Source organism: Marinobacterium sp. BA1, from assembly GCF_041155135.1.
GTDB classification, from domain to species: Bacteria; Pseudomonadota; Gammaproteobacteria; order Pseudomonadales; family Balneatricaceae; genus Marinobacterium; species Marinobacterium iners.
Genome location: NZ_BAAFHC010000001.1, coordinates 692,607 through 714,422, shown reverse-complemented (window position 1 = coordinate 714,422; position 21,816 = coordinate 692,607). Strand labels below are relative to the sequence as shown.

The 21,816-nt window shown below is 54.4% G+C and carries 20 protein-coding genes; 8 read left to right on the top strand and 12 right to left on the bottom strand.

Translation table 11 applies throughout. The features are described 5' to 3' along the window. The first annotated feature begins 109 nt into the window (after positions 1-109). Together ACAM29_RS03490 and ACAM29_RS03485 are read left to right on the top strand one after the other, a co-directional pair. A complete protein-coding gene (locus tag ACAM29_RS03490) occupies positions 110-523 on the top strand; it encodes a DUF2892 domain-containing protein (protein ID WP_369623209.1) in 414 nt (137 codons plus the stop codon). A 103-nt stretch (positions 524-626) separates the two neighbouring features. Beyond that, positions 627-1,910, top strand: coding sequence for a GGDEF domain-containing protein (locus ACAM29_RS03485; protein ID WP_369623208.1), 1,284 nt, complete (start codon positions 627-629; stop codon positions 1,908-1,910). Positions 1,911-1,948: 38 nt separating this feature from the next. On the opposite strand, the gene ACAM29_RS03480 is transcribed toward ACAM29_RS03485, so the two are convergent. Next, the gene (locus tag ACAM29_RS03480; protein ID WP_206834434.1) at positions 1,949-3,352 is read right to left on the bottom strand and encodes a xanthine/uracil/vitamin C permease; all 1,404 of its coding nucleotides are present in this window, start codon (positions 3,350-3,352) and stop codon (positions 1,949-1,951) included. Between the two features lie 393 nt (positions 3,353-3,745). Here ACAM29_RS03480 and ACAM29_RS03475 point away from each other — a divergent pair, with 393 nt between their 5' ends. Continuing rightward, positions 3,746-4,033 (top strand): helix-turn-helix transcriptional regulator, encoded by a 288-nt coding sequence (locus ACAM29_RS03475; protein ID WP_242530195.1) that lies wholly within the window; start codon positions 3,746-3,748, stop codon positions 4,031-4,033. Between the two features lie 6 nt (positions 4,034-4,039). On the opposite strand, the gene ACAM29_RS03470 is transcribed toward ACAM29_RS03475, so the two are convergent. The 3 genes from ACAM29_RS03470 to ACAM29_RS03460 all read right to left on the bottom strand — a co-directional run bounded on the left by ACAM29_RS03470 (position 4,040) and on the right by ACAM29_RS03460 (position 7,848). Continuing rightward, positions 4,040-4,369 (bottom strand): branched-chain amino acid transporter permease, encoded by a 330-nt coding sequence (locus ACAM29_RS03470; RefSeq protein WP_091823294.1) that lies wholly within the window; start codon positions 4,367-4,369, stop codon positions 4,040-4,042. Next, complete coding sequence (locus tag ACAM29_RS03465; RefSeq protein WP_369623207.1) at positions 4,345-5,046, bottom strand: AzlC family ABC transporter permease; 702 nt, start codon at positions 5,044-5,046, stop codon at positions 4,345-4,347. Before ACAM29_RS03465 ends, ACAM29_RS03470 begins: the two co-directional genes overlap by 25 nt. Positions 5,047-5,112: 66 nt before the next feature. Next, a complete protein-coding gene (locus ACAM29_RS03460) occupies positions 5,113-7,848 on the bottom strand; it encodes a GNAT family N-acetyltransferase (RefSeq protein WP_206834436.1) in 2,736 nt (911 codons plus the stop codon). A gap of 217 nt (positions 7,849-8,065) precedes the next feature. Between ACAM29_RS03460 and ACAM29_RS03455 the strand changes: the two genes are divergently transcribed. After that, the gene (locus ACAM29_RS03455; protein ID WP_206834437.1) at positions 8,066-9,796 is read left to right on the top strand and encodes an alpha/beta hydrolase; all 1,731 of its coding nucleotides are present in this window, start codon (positions 8,066-8,068) and stop codon (positions 9,794-9,796) included. A 254-nt stretch (positions 9,797-10,050) separates the two neighbouring features. Then, a complete protein-coding gene (locus ACAM29_RS03450; RefSeq protein ID WP_091823303.1) occupies positions 10,051-10,257 on the top strand; it encodes a PA3496 family putative envelope integrity protein in 207 nt (68 codons plus the stop codon). Between the two features lie 24 nt (positions 10,258-10,281). Here the strand turns inward: ACAM29_RS03450 and ACAM29_RS03445 are convergent, their stop codons facing one another. The 5 genes from ACAM29_RS03445 to ectA form a co-directional block, all read right to left on the bottom strand. Beyond that, positions 10,282-11,244, bottom strand: coding sequence for a tetratricopeptide repeat protein (locus tag ACAM29_RS03445; RefSeq protein ID WP_091823306.1), 963 nt, complete (start codon positions 11,242-11,244; stop codon positions 10,282-10,284). Continuing rightward, entirely contained in the window at positions 11,232-12,662 is a 1,431-nt protein-coding gene (locus ACAM29_RS03440; protein WP_369623206.1) for an aspartate kinase, read from the bottom strand. The genes ACAM29_RS03445 and ACAM29_RS03440 overlap by 13 nt, the downstream gene beginning before the upstream one ends. A 95-nt stretch (positions 12,663-12,757) precedes the next feature. Further along, a complete protein-coding gene (locus ACAM29_RS03435; protein ID WP_369623205.1) occupies positions 12,758-13,156 on the bottom strand; it encodes an ectoine synthase in 399 nt (132 codons plus the stop codon). Positions 13,157-13,237: 81 nt separating this feature from the next. Next, entirely contained in the window at positions 13,238-14,512 is a 1,275-nt protein-coding gene (gene ectB / locus ACAM29_RS03430) for a diaminobutyrate--2-oxoglutarate transaminase (protein WP_091823316.1), read from the bottom strand. A 13-nt stretch (positions 14,513-14,525) separates the two neighbouring features. Then, positions 14,526-15,038 carry a diaminobutyrate acetyltransferase gene (gene ectA, locus ACAM29_RS03425; RefSeq protein ID WP_206834439.1) on the bottom strand — a complete coding sequence of 171 codons (513 nt, stop codon included), beginning with the start codon at positions 15,036-15,038 and terminating at the stop codon, positions 14,526-14,528. Between the two features lie 270 nt (positions 15,039-15,308). On the opposite strand from ectA, the gene ACAM29_RS03420 reads away from it, so the two are divergent. Together ACAM29_RS03420 and hisC are read left to right on the top strand one after the other, a co-directional pair. Then, complete coding sequence (locus tag ACAM29_RS03420; protein ID WP_091823820.1) at positions 15,309-15,836, top strand: MarR family winged helix-turn-helix transcriptional regulator; 528 nt, start codon at positions 15,309-15,311, stop codon at positions 15,834-15,836. A 92-nt stretch (positions 15,837-15,928) separates the two neighbouring features. After that, positions 15,929-16,990: a histidinol-phosphate transaminase gene (hisC, locus tag ACAM29_RS03415; protein ID WP_369623204.1), complete on the top strand. Its 1,062-nt coding sequence runs from the start codon at positions 15,929-15,931 to the stop codon at positions 16,988-16,990. Positions 16,991-17,008: 18 nt separating this feature from the next. Here the strand turns inward: hisC and ACAM29_RS03410 are convergent, their stop codons facing one another. Further along, complete coding sequence (locus tag ACAM29_RS03410) at positions 17,009-17,902, bottom strand: GGDEF domain-containing protein (protein WP_369623203.1); 894 nt, start codon at positions 17,900-17,902, stop codon at positions 17,009-17,011. A gap of 244 nt (positions 17,903-18,146) precedes the next feature. Between ACAM29_RS03410 and ACAM29_RS03405 the strand changes: the two genes are divergently transcribed. Continuing rightward, positions 18,147-19,385: an EAL and HDOD domain-containing protein gene (locus ACAM29_RS03405; protein WP_369623202.1), complete on the top strand. Its 1,239-nt coding sequence runs from the start codon at positions 18,147-18,149 to the stop codon at positions 19,383-19,385. A gap of 40 nt (positions 19,386-19,425) precedes the next feature. Here ACAM29_RS03405 and ACAM29_RS03400 read toward each other — a convergent pair whose 3' ends face one another. Both ACAM29_RS03400 and htpG read right to left on the bottom strand, forming a co-directional pair. Next, a complete protein-coding gene (locus ACAM29_RS03400) occupies positions 19,426-19,728 on the bottom strand; it encodes a cytochrome c5 family protein (RefSeq protein ID WP_369623201.1) in 303 nt (100 codons plus the stop codon). Positions 19,729-19,853: 125 nt separating this feature from the next. Continuing rightward, entirely contained in the window at positions 19,854-21,767 is a 1,914-nt protein-coding gene (htpG, locus tag ACAM29_RS03395) for a molecular chaperone HtpG (protein ID WP_369623200.1), read from the bottom strand. Positions 21,768-21,816: the final 49 nt, after the last annotated feature.

Genomic DNA, 21,816 nt, shown 5'->3' with positions numbered 1-21,816 from the left:
CTGAAGGAGCATGGAAACGACAGCATTGGATATTCAGTCGACTTTTGACTATTAATATTAGACATTAATTATATATAATTCAGAAAACGCTAATCAAAGGAGATGCTCGATGACATTGAATGCTGCCCTGCGCCTGATGGCCGGTACCGTTGTGCTGATAAGCCTGGCTCTTAGCCAATACCACTCTGCCCTCTGGCTCTGGCTAACTGCCTTTGTCGGTTTCAACCTGCTGCAGTCTGCCTTTACTCGCTGGTGCCCCGCCATCACGGTGTTTCGCTTGCTGGGCCTGAAGGAAGAGGTGTGTGACTCCAAGGGCATGAGCGTCAACCAGGGCGTTCATATTATTGCCGGTATTCTAATTCTCGCCACCAGCTTGCCCGTAGTATTGGGCATGGTCGGCCCAACCCTTTTGATCCTGCCGCTGATTATTGGGCTTAGCTTGATTCAGTCAGCCTTTACCGGCTGGTGCCCTGCCATTCTTATCGCTCGCATGATCGGATTCAAACCGACTCATCACGCCTGACACCACACCTGCCGACTGTGCTCAACAGCACAATCGGCAGGCTCATTCTCTCCGGGCGTGTTAAACTTGCGACTCTTGCCCGGATAATGGAGTGGGTGTTCACGTGATTCTGAAACTGGCGTTGCGTTTGCTGCCGTTGCTGTTGCTGCCGGTTCCGTTTTTGCTGCGTGATCAGCTCCACCTGCTTACGCCCGGTCACCAGCTGCTGTTGAATACCCTACCCTGGCTTCTGGCGCTGATGGTGATGCTGTTGGCTATCGGCTTTAAGCATGGCCGAATTCTCCTGCTGTCACTGCACTTTGCCTGTGCCGCCACCCTGCTGCACGCCACAGCCGATGCCGGTCCCGATAATCCGGCCAGTTATGTGCTTCTGGTTTTGCTGAGTCTGTTCTGGCCCTTGGGCCAGATTGTATTACTGCTTCTGCCTGAACGAGGCCTGCTGTCTCGCAGCGGCATGCTTCGCTGCGGCTGTTTGATTGTCATCTATCTTGTCCCGGGACTTATCTGGCTTGAGTCTCCCCAACTGCTGACACAGCTGCTGCCGCTTCTACCACTGGCATTACTCAACTTTATTGCTCCGGGACTGGCTCTTCCAACAGCTGCCTTCTGGTGGAATCTGCTCCTGTTGCTGCCCATCTGCCTGCTGCGATTGCGGCGCCAGCCGGTAGATGCACTGGCAACTGCTGCGCTGTCGTTCGCATTCCTGATCAGCCTTAGTCAACCGGGACAGCCTCTGCTCAACAGCGGCTACCATCTGCTGGCACAACTGTTACTGATTGGCGCTCTGATTCATCACGGCTACGGTATGGCATTTATTGACACACTCACCGGCATTCCCGGTCGCCGTGCACTTGAACATTATCTCATTGGACCAGGCCGACACTATTCGATTGCCATGTTGGATATCGATCATTTCAAGAAATTCAATGACCGCTATGGGCATGATATCGGAGACCAGGTATTACGGATGGTTGCATCACAGTTGAATCTGGTGCGCGGTGGCGGCAGGCTGTTTCGCTATGGTGGTGAGGAATTCACAATTGTGTTCAAGCGCCGCTCGGAGCAGGAAGCCTTTGATGCACTTGAGCAGGTACGCCAGCGTGTTGCAGACTACCCGATGAAGATACGTGATCAGAACCGACCGGACGATGATAAGAGTGGTCGCAATCAGCGAGGCAGCAACTCCGTTGATACCAGCATCGTAAAGGTGACGATCAGTATCGGTGTGTGCCAGAACAAAACCGGTGAAACACCGCAGGAAGTCATCAAGCGTGCCGATCAGGCTCTCTATTTGGCCAAGGAACGGGGCCGCAACTGTACTCAGGCGGGCAACAACAAGCCGGCTGCTCAGCGTCGCAAGAGCCGCACCGACTTTGCCAGAGCCTGAGTTGGCTGTGGTGCATCCTTGCACCGACAGCCCCTGTTTCAACGGTTACCGTAATCCTCGGCTATTTCTTCAATGTGTATCGGTTCTTCCGGCATTTCGCCGGCGTGCTCTTGCAATGCCTTTTTCGAGCGGCGCTCCAGCAGCAGGTAAAGAATGATACCCACAGCCAGCCCATAGGCTGCGCCGTAGACTGACAGCACAACCCCCATGGTGCCGGCAACGCCCATGGAGGTGGCGTTATCGATCTGCTCAACGCCCACACTGATACAGAGATAGCCGGTGATCAGCAACGTCAGGGACAGAGCAATCGGCAGCACAGGCTTGAACAGGGTCACCAGTGGCAGCATGAACAATGCAATAAACCCGACAATCCAGAAGATGCTGGCCCCGCTGTAGATGGTATCCATCGCCTTGCGACCGTAACGATAGCGCTCCGCAATGGTTGCCATCGCACCAGTGAACAAGGGGCCAGCCAGACCCGGATAGGGGGCCAGCAGCGAATGCATCAGGTTACGCATGGCGGTGACAAGGTGCACCCGGTCAACATTGACTTCAATTTTTTCATCAGGGCGCAGGTGGTCCACACGGTTGAGCAGGCTTTTACCCACGATGATATCGCCGAACGCGATAATATAGGCGATCACAGCGGTCGGAATTGCCATCCAGACCATCTCAAGGGATGGCAGGCCAACACCGAATACGGTGTAGTCCAGCACCTTGTCAAACGCAGGTGCAGACAGGCCAAACTGGACCTCAGGAATTGGATATTCACCTACGGCCCAACCGATGGCCATCGCCACCAACGCACCCGGGACCATACCATAGCCGGCGATTACCCTTGCCCAGCGGTGTTTTTCCGTCCAGTCACGAAATGACAGTGAAAACAGAACGTACCCGGTCACGGCACCACCGATGATCAGAGAAACCGGCGTTTGCTCAAGTCGGCCACCCGCCACAATTTCACCGGATATGGCGGCAATACCCGCTCCCATCAGAATGCCACCCTTGATCGAATCCGGAAACATGTCGACAAGCTTGCTGCCCAGCCGCGTGATGCCGAGAACAAAGAAGATCAGGGTGACGACCAGCTGCAGCCCGATCAGTGCGCGTATTGCTTCGGGACCGGGTTCAAAATTGCCAAGAAACAGCACCACGACCGGAATCGCGGGTGTTATCCAACCCGGCACCATCGGAACTCCCAACACGGTTGGCAGCATAAAGCCAAAACCACAGATCACCACAAACGCCAGTGCCACATCGTAAGGCAGGCCAAGATACTGCTCCAGCAGCGGTATCATTGCCATGCCAACCACGAACATGATCAAGGCCTGGATGGTTTCTGGCCATTCCCAGCGATGGTGAATGAATGGCAGACGAATTTTGAAAGGGCCGAACTTCCAATACGGATGCTCCTCCCCATGCTTTCGCTGATAGAGTTCCATAAGTGCTCCTCTGGCATTGACCAGTGTTTTATTTCTATTTAAGGAAAGCAGGGGGCTCCCCAACCCCCTGACAACAAGCAGGCGGAACGTTATAGGCGAAGGCAAAGCAAGTCGAGGTGTCAACAATCGACTTTAGTCGCGAGCTGCACCAAAGTATAAGGGTTTCCCCTAAATCATCGTCACATACACGGGCGCGAGGGTCTGAAGTGTCGGCACGTTATGACATAAGAGAAGACTAATATTCGTTCTAGGTATATTAGTTAAATTGGATTAACTGTAGTGATAGGCTAGAATTGCCAACAAATAACAAGATTGGAGTATTGTGACGTGACTCACACGGACCACCGCCCTGCCGAACCTGCCCCACAGTTAAGCCCTGACAGCATCGAGATGATGAAGCAGAATGCAGCATCTGCCGCGAAACTGATGCGCGTGCTGGGCAACGACAGTCGCCTGCTGATTCTGTGTCACCTCGACGGCAAGGAGTTGTCCGTATCTGAGCTCAATCGCTGCCTTGATCTGAGCCAGTCAGCCCTGTCGCAACATCTGGCCGTGCTGCGCCGGGATGGATTGGTACGTACTCGACGCGAGTCCCAAACCATTTTTTACTCGCTCAACGGTAACACCGCGATCACCATTATACGCACCCTGCACGACCTGTTTTGCCCCCATCAGCCCTGATATATGTCAGCCAGTGGGCATTGTCTGGATCAACAACATATAAAGACCGGTACCGGACAAAATGCTGATCAGCGGATTGCGCAGCAGCCAGTGCAGCGCAGTCACAAGCCCCAGCGACAACAGCGAGGGCAATAGATATTGCCCCGTCATCAACGCGTCCCTCAATGCGTACAACAGCAGCAAAACCATCAGCACAGGTGGCAAATAGCGCCCCAGATGCTTCAGCAGCGGGTGGTCAGCCCAACGATAAAGCAGCACAAAAGGCAGTGCTCGTGTCAGAAAGGTGGCCAGAGCAGCCACGGCTATGACACTCAGAAGATACGCAGTCGGCTCCATGCCTCTCCTCCTCTGGCCATGATCAACAATGAAACGGCCATTCCTATGGATAACATCAGCATGTTGTCGGCACTGATCAAAAGCGCCAGCAGGCCGATTACCAGTGCCAGAACAAACACACCCGGTCGGCGTACCACTCGATATTGTTCCAATGTCAGCACCAGGAACAGTGCAGGCAGCGTGAACTCGATACCCGCCGTTGAAAAGCTGATTTGCCCACCCAGCCAGGCCCCCAGGGTACAACCGATCACCCAGTAGAGGTGATTCAGCAGTGCCAACCTGAACTGAAGCCGAGCGCGTATTCGATCACAGCCGGCCTGCAGCATGGTCAGCAGCGAATAGGTTTCGTCGGTCAGGGCGTAGATCAGATACCAACGGCGCGAGCCCTGCAGTGTGAGGTTACTCAAGAGTGACAGGCCATATACCATGTGACGGGCATTCAGCAATAGTGTAGCCACGAACACTTCAACCAGACCTGCCTGATTGGCCAGCAGGCCCACTGCCATGAACTGGCCAGCCCCGGCATAGATCACCAGCCCCATCAGGGCTGCATACAGCCAGTGATACCCCAGCTCGGAAAACAGGACGCCAAAGGCCATCCCCAGCGGTATATAGCCAAACAGTACCGGCAACGAAAGACGGAAAGCGGATTGATCGGGTTCGGTTGCTGTGCTCATAATACGTAACAATACCGGACGCCCACTCGGGAGCGTCCTGTCGGCTGGATTGGTCGGTCAAGGAGATCAGTGCTGCAGGCGGTAGATCTGCCAGTCTTCAGTGGGCTCGTTCAGCATCATTTTCATATCAACCACATCCTCTTCCATGTTGTAGCTGATCTTGAAGCCAAGCTTGCGAGCTAACCCCTGCATACCTTTATTGCTGGGCATGGTGGACCCCACCAGCTGCAAAGTGCCACGACTGGTGCAGTAATCGATGGTTTTCTGCATCAGCATTACCCCAAGCCCTTCGCCCTGCATGTCGTCCCGGATCACGATGGAAAACTCGCTGCGTATATTATCGGCATCGGTCACGGCTCGCACTACCCCCAGGGTTTCAAATCCTGCACCACTGAGTTTCGGTGCCGACACAATGAAAGCCATTTCACGGTCGTAGTCGATCTGGGTCCAGTTGGCCAGCTCCGCATGGCTGGGCACACCTCGACTGTAAAAATAACGCAACCGGATCGACTCCGGGCTAAGCGAGTTGAAAAACTCCAGGTGAGCCGGCTCGTCCTCACCACGAATGGCGCGCAGAATCGCCTTGCGTCCAGAGCGACGCAGAGAGACATTCTCGCTGAGATGTTCCGGGTACGGAGATATCGACAGCCTCGCGGCCTCACCCAGCGATACGGCGCAATCGACGGCCAGCAGCCCACGCTTGTTCAGCAGCAGCGGATTGATCTCCAGACATTTCAGTTCAGGCAGATCAACCACCATCTCCGACAGGCGTATCAGTAGCTCACACAGATGATCAACATCACGCTCAACCTGATAACTGTTTTCGCTGATGATGTTGTACACCCGCGAGCGCTTGACCAGCTGACGCGCCAATGCGAAGTTCAGCGGCGGCAGCATGATATTGCGATCGGCCAGTACATCAATCGCATAGCCACCCACACCGAACAGAATCAGTGGGCCAAATACGGGATCACGGGTCACACCCACATTGATCTGGAGGGATTGAAAGCCACGTTTCATCTGTTGTACCACGAAGCCGTGGGTCTGCTCTGGCTGGTACCGTTCACTCACTCTGTAGGCCAGCTTGGTGGTGGCATGGCGCACTTCGCTGATGGAGTACAGATCCAGCGCCAGATCACGCCAGCGCTGGTAGGCGCTACTGTCGTAAAAGAAGGGGTACAGATTGTCCTGGTGCAGCGCCTTGACGGCTACCGAACCACCCATCTGCCGTGCCAGCTCCACGACCCCGACGATATCATCGGCATAGCCGGTATTGGGTGTCGGGATTTCGTACAGATCCAACAGATCACTGGCTTCAGAGTGGGTCAGATAGTCCCGCCCCTCTGCATGCGCATCCTGCAGCATCTGCCGTGCCCGCTTTCGATTTGGCAGGTTATGCAAATGGTATGGCGCCGGCGTCTGGCGCATGGCGGCCTGATTACGGTGGTAATCAACCATCTGCATAAAGGCGTCCACCGACTCTTCCGGGGTCATAAAGGTGGGAATACCAGCTGCGTTGCAGTGGTTGCGTGCCTCGATGGCCGAAAAGCGGCCCATCCAGCAGGTCAGCACATTGCGCGGTGTCTTGCGTGCCACCTTGATCACCTCATCGGCTGTCGCAACGCTGGCAGCCATGCGTGTCGGTGCATGAATGGTCAGTACTGCATCAACGTTAGGGTCCTTGGTCAACAAACGAATGGCTTCGGCAAAACGTTCCGGGGTCGCATCGGCGTTGAGATCAACCGGGTTACGCCCATTCCACTCGGCCGGCAAAATGGCCTCAAGTGCGGTCCGAGTCTCTTCGGTAATTTCACTCAGCTTGCCCTGCTTGCGCAGCAGTCGATCATTGGCCAATGCGTTGGGGCCCATACCGTTACAGACAATGGCGAGGCGCTCACCGCGCATCGGCTTCATTCGTGACAGGGTTTCCAGTGCATTAAACAGCTGGTCCGAGGTTTCAACCCGCACGGCGCCGGCTCGGCGCAGGGCCGCATCATATACACGGTCTTCATCATCAACGCCGGGGGCCAATTCCACCGACATACGACCGTCCTGGATGATATTGGATTTGAGTACCAGCACCAGCTTGTTGCGGGACGCAGCCCGTACCGCTGAGACAAAGTCGCGCGCAGAACCGATAATACGATCCATCTGCAACAGAATGGCATGGGTGGTGGGATCTTTTGCCAGATAGTCGATAATGGCAGGCAGATCGACGTCAACACCTTCACCCAGTGTAAGAAAGTGGGAGAAACCGATCTCCTGCCCGCTGGCCCAGTCAATCATGGCCGTGCCCAGCAGCCCTGACTGACCGACATAGGCCACCTTGCCCTTGCTTATGTTCACATGCGCGTAGCTCGCATTGAGCTTTGATCCCGGTACCAGCAAACCCATGCAGTCTGGGCCCAGAATGCGAATGCCATAGGGGCGTGCTGCCTCACGGACCTCTTCGCGCAGTGAACGGGAATGATCACTGTCCGAATTGCTCAGCCCTCCGGTCAGAATCATGGCTGCCTTGACCATATTGGCGCCAAGTTTGCGAATGATACCCGCCACGCTTTCAGGCGGTGAACAAATAATGGCCAGATCCGGCATTTCAGGCAGGTCTGACAGCGATCGATAGCAATGAACACCGTTAACCTGCTCATACCCTTGAGCATTGACCGCCATCAGCTTACCCGCATAACCACTGTCCAGCAGGTTACGCAGCACGATTCCGCCCATGCTGTCCTCGCGCTCGGAAGCACCGAAAATGGCAATGGATTCGGGTTTGAAGAAGCGTTTGAGGTATTTGGTCGACACTCGCTTTGATCCCCTGATCGCCGGCTGCGCCGGTGTGCATTCAAGCATAACGTAATATAAGCTATTCTATATTTTTCGCACCTGCAGCAAAAGTCGAAAAGTGAGGTTATTGGCAATTCGACTTTGGGTTAAAAAATAGTCATACACCGCCCCTATACTGACTGTTACTCTTAACACTAAGGTTCCGGGCCCCCACCGGACAAGAAAGGAGATTCGAATGACCCGCATGCCACTACCGGACATTAAGAACAGCATAGACCGTGTCATCCATGCCATCGAGGGACGTTACACCAACGGCATGTCGCCCGCCTCTCTGACCCTGGCCTACATGGACTGGCTGATCCATACCAGCCATTCACCAGGCAAAATGAACGAGATGCGTGAGAATATGGTGCGCAAGCTCAGTGCATTTTCTCTCTGGGCCGGCCGCGCCAGTCTTGATGCCAACGCGCCCCCTTTCATCAAGCCACTGCCGGGAGACCGTCGCTTTCGTGACGAGGCCTGGAAACGCTTTCCCTACAATGTGATGTCACAGGGTTTTCTGCTGCAGGAACAGTGGTGGCACTATGCGACTACCGGAATTCCCGGCGTTGCCCCCCACCATGAGAATATGGTGTCGTTTGCCGCGCGCCAGTGGCTTGACCTGTTCTCGCCGACCAATTACCCAATGACAAACCCGCTGGTGGTAGAGAAAACCGTTAATACCGGCGGCCAGAATCTGGTACAGGGACTGCAGAACATGCTGGAGGATATCCAGCATAACCTGTTGAGTGAAACGGATGATATCGACCCCGAATTCATGCCCGGCAAGAACCTGGCGGTAACACCCGGCAAAGTGGTGTTCCGTAACCGCCTGATTGAGCTGATTCAGTACTCGCCCACAACCGACAAGGTTGCCGCCGAGCCGGTTCTGATTACACCCGCCTGGATCATGAAGTACTACATTCTTGACCTTTCCGAGCACAATTCCATGGTCAAGTACCTGGTTGACAAGGGCCACACGGTCTTCATGATCTCCTGGCACAACCCCACCGCCCAAGACCGTGACATGGGCATGGGTGATTACCTGCGCCGTGGTGTGATGGACGCACTGAAAGTGATCAACTCGGTGGTACCTGAGCAGAAGGTACACCTTGTCGGCTATTGCCTTGGAGGCACGCTTGCCACCATTGCCGCCTCGGCCATGGCACGAGACAACGATGATCGCCTGAAATCACTCAGTCTGTTTACGGCACAGACCGACTTTACTGAAGCCGGCGAGCTAATGCTGTTTATCGATGAAAGTCAGCTCAGCTATATGGAAGACCTGATGTGGGACCGCGGCTATCTGGATACACAGCAGATGGCCGGTGCCTTCACGCTGCTGCGTTCCCATGACCTTATCTGGTCGCGAATAGTCAGCGAATATCTATTGGGTGAACCGCCACACATGAACGACCTGATGGCCTGGAACGCCGACTCCACCCGCATGCCTTACAAAATGCACTCTGAGTATCTGCAGCGCCTGTTCCTGAAAAACGACCTTGCCAGCGGGCGTTTCCGTGTGGGTGATCGTGCCATCTCGCTGCGAGACATTCGCGTTCCCGTTTTCTGCGTCGCAACCCAGACCGACCATGTGGCACCGTGGCGATCTGTCTACAAGATCCATGACCTGATGAACACTGAAGTGACATTTGTACTCACCAGTGGCGGCCACAATGCCGGTATCGTCAGCGAGCCCGGCCACCCGAGACGCAGCTATCAGGTGGGTGTTCAGACTGCAGAAGACAAACATATTCCGGCTGATGACTGGCTGGTTCGTCATGAGAGCCAGGACGGCTCCTGGTGGGTGCCCTGGTGCGAATGGCTGGACAAGCACTCCGGCAGCAAAGTTGCCCCCCCGACCATGGGATCAAAGGAATATCCACCACTGACAGTGGCACCCGGCACCTACGTTTTCGAAAAGTAATCCCCAAGGGCTGCCAACCGGCAGCCCTTCTCCTCTCCTGATAGCGCATTCTCGTCTTTTTTAATCCAGGCGATAGCAATTTTTTATTTTGAAGCCGACCGGCCACTGAACTATATTCGCGGAAGTGGAGACGGGGCTCAAACCCAGTCATGACGCGGCCTCGGCGGCAACCTTAAAAACCGGTCCGAAATCGCTCCCACATACATGACGCGGCCCTGCCGCACCTGTTAAACCTGATAAATGAGATCATGTCGATGGGCACCAAAATCCGTGTCGATCAAGTTGCAGATGACGATCTGGACGACTGGAACGAGCAGTTTACCGAAGAGGAAGAGATCGGCCGCAGCCGTGTACGCTATAACGGCAAGCGCCGCCGCCAGATCGAAGACCTAATGGAAGAGCGTCGTCTGATGCGCCAAATTGGCGACATCTTCGACGACCAGGATCTCTACCTGCATTAATCCTTGAATTACGCAGCAAAGAGTCTAGTCCTCTTTGCTGCTTCCTTCCTGCTGTTGCGTAAGTACTGACACGAAATCAGGCTCCTGCGACAGTGACAACAGACGCTGCTCCTGACGGCCCTGCTCCCGATACTCATCCGAAATCTGTACAGCCTGTTTCAGATAATCCAGCGCTATGCGGCTGGCCCCCAGGTCAGCATAGGCACAGGCCAGCTGAAAGTAGGCATGACCACTGTCAGGATCTACCGTCAAGGCACGGTTACACAGTGAGATCGCCCACTGATGCTGGTTCAGTTCGAGCGCCGCATCGGCCTTATAGGTTAGCGCTTCCGGATTATCCGGGCGCAGCTCAAGAATACGATCATACAGCCGTATTTTCTGCTCCCAGGACGTTTCCTGAGTCGCCTTGACCCATAGGGTCTGAACTTCATTGGTAATCTCCAGCTCATGCTGGTTTTCCTGAATGATGCGGGATTTGCGCAGCAGTTCCTTCTCGACCCGATCAAGCCGCTCCTCATACTCCTGCACCAGTTTGCCCACTTTTTCATCCGCAATGCTCTGTACCCGTTCACGAATCTCACGGATTGAGCTCCAGCCCACAATCAACAGGATCGATGATGCAGCTGCAATCAGATAGAAAAAATAGGTTACCGTGTCGGTGGCATAAGAGATCGAGGTGTTGGCCACCTTCAGCTCACGGTCGGTAATCTCCCGAATCATTTCGACCCGTTGCCGCTCCATGTCGGAGCGCAGCGCCTTGATTTCATCGATCATGTAGCGTTCGATAAACGGATTGTAGAGCGGCTCCTGCAGTTGCTGAACGTGTTGACGCAACTCCTGACGCTGCTCCGAACGCAACTGATCAGACTCGGAAACGACCACTGCCGCCTCGGAGGCGGCAGTGGTGTCAGACGAAGGAGACTGGGCCTTTGCCGATGGCAACGCCAGCAGCAATCCAGCCATCAGCAGCGCACTCAGGCGGCGCATATAACGTCCCCGTGATCCTCCTGTTCGATCAAGGCGTGATGCAACGCACGTACCGCAGGCTCATAATCCTCCTGGTTCACGATACACTGCATCTCAACCTGACGCATGGACTGATGCAGCGCCTGTACACTGATTCCGGCAGCCGCCAATGCGGAAACCGTTTTAGCCAGAATACCAGGCACTTTCAGATCCGAGCCGATGGCCGAGACAATTGCAACCTTGTGCATCGCCACCTCGGCACTCACGTATTTTTCGCTGATCAAGCGCACAGCACGGTTGACCATCTTGCGGTTACCCGCCACAAAATAGGTGATACTGTTGGCGTCGGAATCACGGTTGACAACATAGAGCTTGAGCTCATGCAGCAGGCGCGACAGCTCAATGTCGTAGCGCGCCTCGCCCAACATATCCTGATCGAAAATTTCAATACCGAATACATTGGAACGGCCAGCGATAATCTCAACGCAGGGTTTGGCACTGCAGTAATCCGTACTGATAACAGTACCGGCATGATCAGGCTCGAACGCGTTTTTGATGCGCAGTTCAATCTCCTGTTGACGCAGGCCCTTGGCTGCCTTGGGGTGGATCGCTTCCATACCCAGGTTGGACAGCTGATCGGCCACGTCATAGTTAGTTCGACCAATCGTGACGACATTGTCCAGCCCGACAATACCCGGATCGGCTGTACTGAGGTGGAACTCCTTGTGGATTACCGCCTCGACTGCGCCCGTCTTGGTCGCGATCTTGCTGAAGGTCATCTCGCTGTAACCACGGTCGAAGGTACGCATCAGCCCTTCCTTGCAGTGGGTATAGCCGGTGACAATCGGCATTTCGCGGCTGACATCAATGTCAGCAAAGCTCTGTTCGATCATGTCATCAAACGCCAGCGGCTCTTCCTGATCCCAGCCTGAAAGGTCAACAAACCGTGCATTGACGCCAGCCTTGCGCAGCGCAAGCACGCTGTTGTGTGCGCTGTGAGACTCACCAATGGCGGCCAGCATTTCGCGCACCTTCATCAGGTGGTCATCGAGCTGGAAATGACCGTAGGAACAGAGCTCCTCCAGGTTGGACATAATCGCCTCGACATCCCCAATACGCTGGGTAATGAAGGCATCCGCTTGTGTGCGCTCGTCGGTATCACCAAACAGCTCCCGGTTGATCTCGACCATACGTGCCTTTACTTCGGCCAGCGCTTCACGCCAGGCACTTTCGCTTTCGGCGTTGGCAAAGCGGGCATAGGCACCGGGCTCACCGGTTTTCTTGTGTTCAAGGAGCAGATTGGTGATACCGCCATAGGCGGAAACAACGAAGATGCGGTTGTACAATTCCTCTCCGCTGCGGTCACCAATCAGAATAGTGTCCATCAGTTCGCTGAAGCGACTCATTGAGGTGCCGCCGATCTTCTCTACAGTATGCATGTTATATCCTGTTGGCTTCTCTCATGGATTTGCCGTTGAACGGTTGCGCTCTGGTACGACCGGATATCCCTCAGGCGAAGGATATCCGGGGCAGATCAGGCTTCGATCGGGTCTGCATCGATCGGGTAAACGCCGTTCTCGTCATGTACTTCCTTGCCGCTCAGCGGCGGATTGAATACACATGCCAGCTTGAGTTCGGAGCTGGCACGCAGCAGATGCTCGTCATGCTTGTCCAGAATGTACAGTGTACCCGGGCGGATTTGATAAATCTTGCCGTCAGCCAAAGTCTCGATTTCGCCTTCACCGCTGATGCAGTATACGGACTCGAAATGGTTCTGGTACCAGATGTGGGTCTCGGTACCTGCATAGATGGTGGTGATATGGAAAGAGTAGCCACAGTTGTCATTTTTCAACTGCATACGGGTGCTTTCCCAGTTCTCGGATACGATACGACGTTCCGAATTTTCACATTCCTGCAGGGTTCTTACGATCATTGAATCTGTTCTCCGTTGAATTTATGCAGTGTGCGGAGCGCCCGCAGGCGCTCGTGGACTTCCAGGTCGGAAGCCCGAGATTCAGGAAGCCTTACGCTCACGTTTTTCCATAGCCGCTGCAAATGCCTTATCCAGCACTTTCATACCAAAATCGATCTGCTCATCAGTGATTACAAGCGGCACCAGGCATTTGACCACTTGGTCATGCGCACCACTGGTCTCAATTACCAACCCCTGTTCAAAGGCACCCTTGATCACCGCACCGGCCAGATCACCATCCGGGCACTCGATACCGCTCATCAGGCCACGACCCTTCAACTCCAGGGTTTTGTTGCCGTGCTTGCGAATAATCGCCTGCAGACCTTCACGCAGCTTCTTCGCCTTGCGCTGCACTTCTTTCTGGAAGCTGTCATCGCTCCAGAACGTCTTGAATGCAGTGGCAGCGGTTACGAACGCGTGGTTGTTACCACGGAAAGTGCCGTTATGCTCACCCGGGCTCCAGATATCCAACTCAGGACGGAAGATGGTTACTGCAAACGGCAGACCATAGCCACTGAGGGACTTGGACAGAGTGATGATGTCAGGTTTAATGCCGACCTCTTCGAAGCTGAAGAAGCGCCCTGAACGACCACAGCCGGACTGAATGTCATCGACAATCAACAGCATGTCATGACGGCGGCATACCTTCTCAAGGTTACGCAGCCATTCAAAAGAGGCTGCGTTCAGGCCGCCCTCACCCTGGATGGTTTCCACGATTACCGCAGCAGGGTGATCAACACCACTGCTCGGATCGCTCAGCACCTGCTCCAGATATTCTGTTGTATCAACACCTTCACCCAGGTAGCCGTCGAACGGCATGCGAGTCACGTCCGGCATGGAGGTTCCCATACCACCACGATGATGCTGATTACCGGTAGCAGCCAGCGCTCCACCAGTCACACCATGAAAGCCGTTGGTGAAGGAGATGATGTTGCTGCGCCCCTTCACCTTGCGCGCCAGCTTCAACGCGGCCTCTACCGAGTTGGTACCCGTCGGCCCCGTGAACATGACTTTGAAGTCACCCATGCCACGCGGCTCAAGGATCAGGTCGCGGAACGTATTCAGGAACTCGGCCTTGGCTTCGGTCTGCATATCCAAACCATGAGTCACGCCATCTGCCATGATGTAGTCAACCAGTGCCTGCTTGAGAACATCGTTGTTGTGGCCGTAGTTCAGTGTTCCGGCGCCGGCGAGGAAATCGACATAGTCCTTGCCCTCATCAGTGGTCAGTACAGCACCTTTCGCCTTGGTGAACGTCACCGGGAAAGAGCGGCTATATGTACGAACTTCAGATTCAGTTTTCTGGAAAATATTCATCGATTTCTCCTGGTTATGCATTCGGGGGAGTGAGCTTGAAAGGGCCTGCACGGTACAGCACTTCATCATCGTGCTTGCCTTCAAAGTGCTCATCACGTGAGAACAGGACCGAACGCTCTACCGGCGCTGACAAGGCCGCAAACACGCGAGCAAAAAGAGTTTCCGAGGCGACGTTACCGGGCGTGATGGTGGTCTCGATAAAACGAACACCTTCAGGTGCCAAACGTTCAGCCAGCTCAAACAGCATTTTCTGGCCAAGCTTTTTACCGCGGCAACGTGAGTCGACTGCCACCTGCCAGACAAAAAGAGTGTCCGGACGATTCGGCGGACGGTAGCCGGAAATGAAACCGACCAGCTCACCGTTTTCGTCTTCCGCCGCTACTGCCGTGTCAGCGAAGTCGCTGCACTGAAGCAGATTGCAGTAGACAGAGTTGGGATCAAGCGGAGCACAACGCTCCACCAGCTTATGTAGAGCATAGCCATCAGTGGCCTTGGGTTTACGCAAAGTAATAATGTCAGATTCCATAGTATTTGATTTATTTCGCATTGCTATGGTTTTTATTATAAAACACATCTAGAATGGCATTGCAAGCTCACAAGTCATCGTAATGCTCTACATATATTAGTCCATTTGAGCGCATTTCAAGGCTATATACACGGCAAAACCTGAAATCTTACATTGCTTTGCATTACAAAATACTTAACAAGGAGTGACAAACTTATTTTGCAATACTTTACGAATCAGGCTAAAAAGCGCGATCAGTTCACACCTGCTTCCGGAGATCTGCTGAGCGCCATGGAAAAAAGTCAGGACGCACTGGTGCTGTTGCGCCAGATTATTCGTGCCACCGATCTGCATGACAAACATTTGAGCCGCCTGACCGGGCTCACCATGCCACAACTGATGGTCATGCAAACGCTGCGCATCAACGGCCCGTTGACAATTGGCATGCTGGCCAAGGAAATGAATCTGGCGCAGGCAACTGTCACCAGCATTCTTGACCGGCTTGAACGCAAGGAACTGGTCCGCCGCGAGCGCAGCCACACCGACAAGCGCAAGGTTCTGGCCTGCCCCACTGAAGCCGGTCTCGAACTGCTCAAGTCAGCCCCAGCCACCTTGCAAGACACCTTTATCCGCGAGTTCGAGGATATGCACGACTGGGAACAATCGATGATCGTTGCCTCTCTGGAGCGCGTATCCCACATACTGGGTGCACACCACATTGATGCGGCTCCGATGCTCGATATCGGCGCACTGGACCGATCTACCGAGAACGGTGTCCCCGACTACCTGCGTGATGAACAGAGCCCGCTGAAGAACTGAACTGCACCCACATTCAGGCGCGTCATTTCTTCCCACCTGCCGGCTCTGTTATCATGCAGCCTTAAATTCAATTGCTGCAGGGCAGTCCGAGCATGAGTAAATTCTGGAGCCCGGCCATCCAGTCACTGGTCCCCTATACACCCGGGGAACAGCCCAAGATTGATGGCCTGATCAAGCTCAACACCAATGAAAACCCCTATCCCCCGGCACCCGGCGTACAGCAGGTGATTGCCACCTTTGATGCCGAGCGACTGCGCCTCTATCCGGATCCAGACTGCCAGGCACTCAAACAGGCACTTGCTACCGACCAGGGGCTGCTGCCAGAGCAGGTTTTTGTTGGCAATGGCTCTGATGAAGTGCTGGCACTGGCTTTTATGGCCTTCCTGCGCCAGAGCCAGCCATTGCTGCTGCCGCAAACCAGCTACAGCTTCTATAACGTTTACATCGACCTGTTTGGCATTGAGGCACGCCACATACCTCTGCACGCCGACTTCAGTATTAACCTGGATGACTACCAGGGCAGAAATGGCGGCATCATTTTTGCCAACCCCAACGCCCCTACCGGCATTTCCGTACCCTTGAGCGAGATTCGCCGCCTGCTTGAGCGCAATACGGAATCTGTTGTCATTGTGGATGAAGCCTACGTGGACTTTGGTGCTGAAAGCGCTACCGCGCTGGTGAGTGAGTTTCCTAACCTGCTGGTCACCCAGACATTTTCAAAGTCTCGCTCACTGGCAGGCATGCGAGTCGGATTTGCCTATGGTCAGGCAGAATTGATCGATGGGCTGGAGCGGGTCAAGAACAGCTTCAATTCCTACCCGCTGGATATGCTGGCACAACTAAGTGCCGTTGCAGCACTGGAGGATCAAACGTACTTCAGCCAGTGCTGCCAACAGATTATGGCAACCCGGGACTGGACTACGACACAGCTGACTGCTTTGGGATTTGATGTACTGCCATCCCACACCAACTTCGTGTTTGCCAGCCACCCAAAAGTGACCGGGGCCGAGCTGATGCAGTACTTGAGAGACAATCGGATTCTGGTGCGGCATTTCACCAAACCGGGTATCGACAACCACCTGCGTATCACCATCGGCACAGAAACACATATGCAGGCCTTGATCGACTGCCTGCGCAACCATCCGGCACTTTAGGTCAACAAGGCGCTCTGCTCAGAGCGCCTCACCCTCAACGCGGTTGGCTCCACTGTGCTGGGCAATCAACAGATGCTCATGAGCCCGACGCAACACACTCACCGCATCATCCTCCAGATTGAGGGCAGACGCCACACCCACACTGACCGTCCAGCTCAGATTACCCGTAGGATAGGGAATTTCAAGCGCTTCTACCGCAGAGCGCATGCGTTCACCTGCCAACATCGCCTGTTCGTGATTGGTTTCAGGCAGCACCATCACCAGCTGATCATCACTGTAGCGGGCGACAAAGTCCGATGTCCGCTTGAGTCGGTGCAACTCGGAAACCGTATGCTGTAAAACCTGATCACCGGCATCCCAACCGTGCTGCTCGTTGATATTGCCGAAGCCATCAATATCAATCAATAACAAGCTGCTTGCACCGTCATATCGCAGCGCCTGAGCTACCGACACTTCAAGCACCGGTACCAGCGCACGCCTGTTATAGGCGCCGGTCAGCGGATCACGCTGAGCCTGGTGCGACAGCTTACGTTCAAGCTTTTTCTGCGCCGTGATATCACGGGCACTCCAGACTATTTCACCGGCAGCGGTTACCACCCAGGTGCCACGATACCAGATAGCTTCGTGCAGCCCCAGCGCCCTCAGCTCCGGCAGATGCTCAGGCCTCAGCTGGTACTCATGCTGAACAGGAGCACTTTCCTGGCGGGCTCGCTCAATCAGCGAACGGGCCTGGATCAACAGATCCTCAGCCAGCAAGTCCGACAGCACCTTGCCTTTCATCTGCTCAGGCTTTAGCCAGCCGGCACTACCCGGCACGGCGTCCACAATCCGTTCGCCATCCAGAATCAGCAGCGGGTCTTGACAGACCTGTAGCAATGCCGTGTAACGAGCCTCGGTTGCATCCGTTGTCATTTCATCTCTCCAGACATGCGGTTTAATGTCTCACCCGGGCGGCGGGCTGATTACTTCTCAGACCGATAATACCCCCGATACGGGGTCAGTATGCAATCCCTGCATTAACACATGATCCAGAACAGCACTCAAACGAAGTGAACACTTGAGCTTGCGTGCAACCTGCATGACAATGTTAACTGTTGCCTGAAGGCATCACTAATAAGGGTTAACGACCCCCAAAGGCGACAGATAGAGGCTGCACATGACTGACAGCGCGAAAATCCTGATGGCCCGCCAACCCATATTCAATCTGGATATGAAGGTTGTGGCCTATGAGCTGCTTTATCGCAGCGAAGATGGGATTAACCCTCTGCCACTGATTAGCGGTGATCAGACGAGAATCAGCGGTGATCAGGCGAGCAGCCGCGTCATTCTGCACTCCTACACCAGCATCTGTGAGGCTGGCAGCTTGCGCATTCTGCCCGCTTTCGTCAATTTCACCCAGCAAATGCTGGAAGCCGACAGCCTGCCGCCTGTACCTCCACAAGAGATGGTAATCGAGATTCTCGAGGACAGTGTCGTCACCCCCAAACTGATACAAGCTGCCAAGCGACACGCGGAAGCAGGCTACCGCATCGCGCTGGATGATTTCATATACGATGAAAGCTTCGACCCCCTGCTTGAAATCGCGGACATCGTTAAGGTTGACATTCGCGCCATGCATGCGTCACAGCTGAAGGAGCAGGTAGCGCTGCTGAAGCGCTTCAAGGTCAGCCTTTTGGCTGAAAAGGTCGAGACACACGAGGAGTATGCCTTTTGTCGAGAACTGGGCTTCAACCTGTTCCAGGGCTACTTTTTCAGCAAACCCGAACTGCTGAAAGGCCACAGCCCACAAGGCAACAAACTGATTCTGATGCAGTTACTCAGTGCACTGAACGACCCAGACGTACAGATCGAAACACTGAAACAGCTGATCGAGCGAGACCCGGCTCTGACCTACAAACTGCTGCGACTGGTCAACTCTTCCGCCTTCGGCCTCAGGCGCGAAGTCAGCAGCCTGCAGGAAGCGCTGATCTACCTCGGCATGAGTCAGCTTAAGAAGTGGATTTCACTGATTGCACTGGCCGACAACTACGGCAAGCCATCAGAGCTTACACGACAGATTCTGCTTCTGGCGCGCATGTCGGAACTGGTTGCCACTCCCGCAGCCGATGTGGACGCTGAGCAAGCCTTCATGGCCGGGCTTCTGGTACATCTTGACGCACTGCTCAGCATCAGCCGAGATGACATCCTGTCTCAGGTCGATGTCAGCGATACTATCAAGGGTGCACTCAGAGGTGATGACTCACCCCTTGGCAATCTTCTGCAACAAGTGCAGCAATTCATGCAAGGCGAATGGGAAAACAAAGACCTGGTTCGAATGAAAGCGATGCAGGCATGCTACGTCAGCAGCCTGGAATGGACCCACGAGTCAATGCAATTGATGAGCACACAAGGCTGATACAGTCGTCTGCCCGCATGCTCGACTTGAGGCTTCAGAATTATTGCAGTGGTGCCGTCATCGCTTCAACAGCTGAGCGAATTTCATCTTTACTGCAGCTGCCACAGGTTCCTTTAGGCGGCATGGCTCCCTTGCCTGCCAGCACAGTGGCGGTCATCGCATCCACACCGGTCGCAATTCTTGGCGCCCAGGCAGCCTTGTCATCCATTTTGGGTGCTCCGCCCAACCCGGCCTGATGGCAGGCAACACAATGTTTTTGCACCACTTCATCGGCACTCATGGCCTGAACGCTCAGCGGAAGAGACAGTAGGGTTGCAGCAGTGATGGCGAGCAGAGGCTTCATGGGAGATCTCCATTTTGTTAATTGATAACAGCTTACAACCTCAATATGGGAATGTCCTTGATCCGGAACAGATAAAAAAACGGACGGCACTGAGCCGTCCGTTTTGCTCATACAACCTCGCGCTTTCAGCGGCTCAATTCAAGCAACAGCTTATTGAGACGTGACACATAGCTGGCAGGATCGTCCAGTGCAGCACCTGCGGCCAGTCCCGCCTGGTCAAACAGCACCAGAGCAAGCTCGCCAAAGCGTTCTTCATCCGGCTCCTTGTCCAGTTTGTCGATCAACGGGTGTTCCGGGTTGATCTCGAAGATCGGCTTGGTATCAGGCACTTTCTGGCCGGCAGCTTCCATAATACGACGCATCTGCAGCCCCATATCGTAGTCACCGATCACCAGACAAGCCGGTGACTCGGTCAAACGATGGGTGATGCGGATGGAGTCGACACGATCCGCCAGTACCTTATTCAGGCGCTCCACCAGCCCTTCGTGCTCTTTCGCCACCTCTTCGAGCTTTTTCTTATCCTCTTCGCTTTCGGTCTCACCCAGATCCAGCTCACCCTTGGTGATATCCTGGAAACTATGGCCGTCAAAGTCGAACAGCTGGCCCATCATCCATTCATCGATGCGCTCAGACAGCAGCAGCACTTCGATCTCTTTCTTGCGGAAGATCTCAAGGTGCGGGCTGTTTTTGGCGGTATTGAAGCTGTCAGCAACGATGTAGTAGATCTTTTTCTGACCTTCCTTCATGCGAGTGACATAGTCTTCCAGCGAAACGTTCTGCTCGGCATTGCCACTGTGGGTTGAGGCAAAGCGCAGCAGCTTGAGGATTTTGTCACGGTTGGCGTAGTCCTCGGCCGGCCCCTCTTTGATGACCTGACCGAAGGTGGTCCAGAACTTGGCGTACTTGTCAGCATCGTTTTTAGCCAACTTCGACAGCATATCCAGCACACGCTTGGTCAGCGCTGAACGCAGCTTGTCGACGTTGGGGTCTTTCTGCAAAATCTCGCGGGACACGTTCAGTGACAGGTTGTTGCTGTCGACCACACCCTTGATAAAGCGCAGGTACAGCGGCAGGAACTGATCTGCCTGATCCATGATAAACACGCGCTGCACATACAGCTTCAGGCCACGCGGCGCTTCGCGGTTCCAAAGATCGTATGGCGCATTTTCCGGCACATACAACAGGCTGGTATATTCCAGGTTGCCTTCAACCTTGTTGTGTGACCAGGTCAGTGCATCTGCAAAGTCATGCGATATATGCTTGTAGAACTCTTGGTATTCTTCGTCCGTCAGGTCAGATTTGCTGCGCGTCCAGAGTGCAGTGGCCGAGTTGACACTTTCCAGTTCGGCTTTCTGCTCGGTCTGCTCTTCGCCCTCTTCTGCCGGCTGCTCCTCTTTCAGCATTTTGACCGGAATGGAGATATGGTCAGAATACTTGCGCACCAGTGAGCGCAGACGCCAGCCATCGGCAAACTCTTCTTCACCCTCTTTAAGTTTGAGTACGATGCGGGTGCCACGGGTGGGTTTGTTAATGCTGCCAACGGTAAACTCACCTTCACCGGCAGACGACCAGTGCACACCGTTCTCGGCGGGCTCACCGGCACGACGGGTATAGACATCAACACGCTCGGCCACAATGAATGCGGAATAGAAACCGACACCAAACTGGCCAATCAGCTGACTGTCTTTGGCCTGATCTCCAGTAAGGTTGGACAAGAAGCTGGCCGTACCGGACTTGGCAATGGTGCCCAGGTGCTCAATCACATCCTGGCGGTTCATGCCGATGCCGCGGTCTTCGATGCTGACGGTTCCGGCGTCTTTATCGAATTCGATGCGGATATCCAGATCCGGGTTCCCTTCATACAGTGCATCGTTATGCAGCGCTTCAAAACGCAGTTTTTCCGATGCGTCAGAGGCGTTGGAGATCAACTCACGCAGGAAGATCTCCTTGTTTGAATAGAGGGAATGGATCATCAGATTCAGAAGCTGTTTAACTTCCGTCTGGAAACCGAGTGTCTCTTTCTGAGTATCTGTGCTCATGGCGGGCTTATCTACCTCCGAAAACTAACGTTCAACGTCACGGATATGG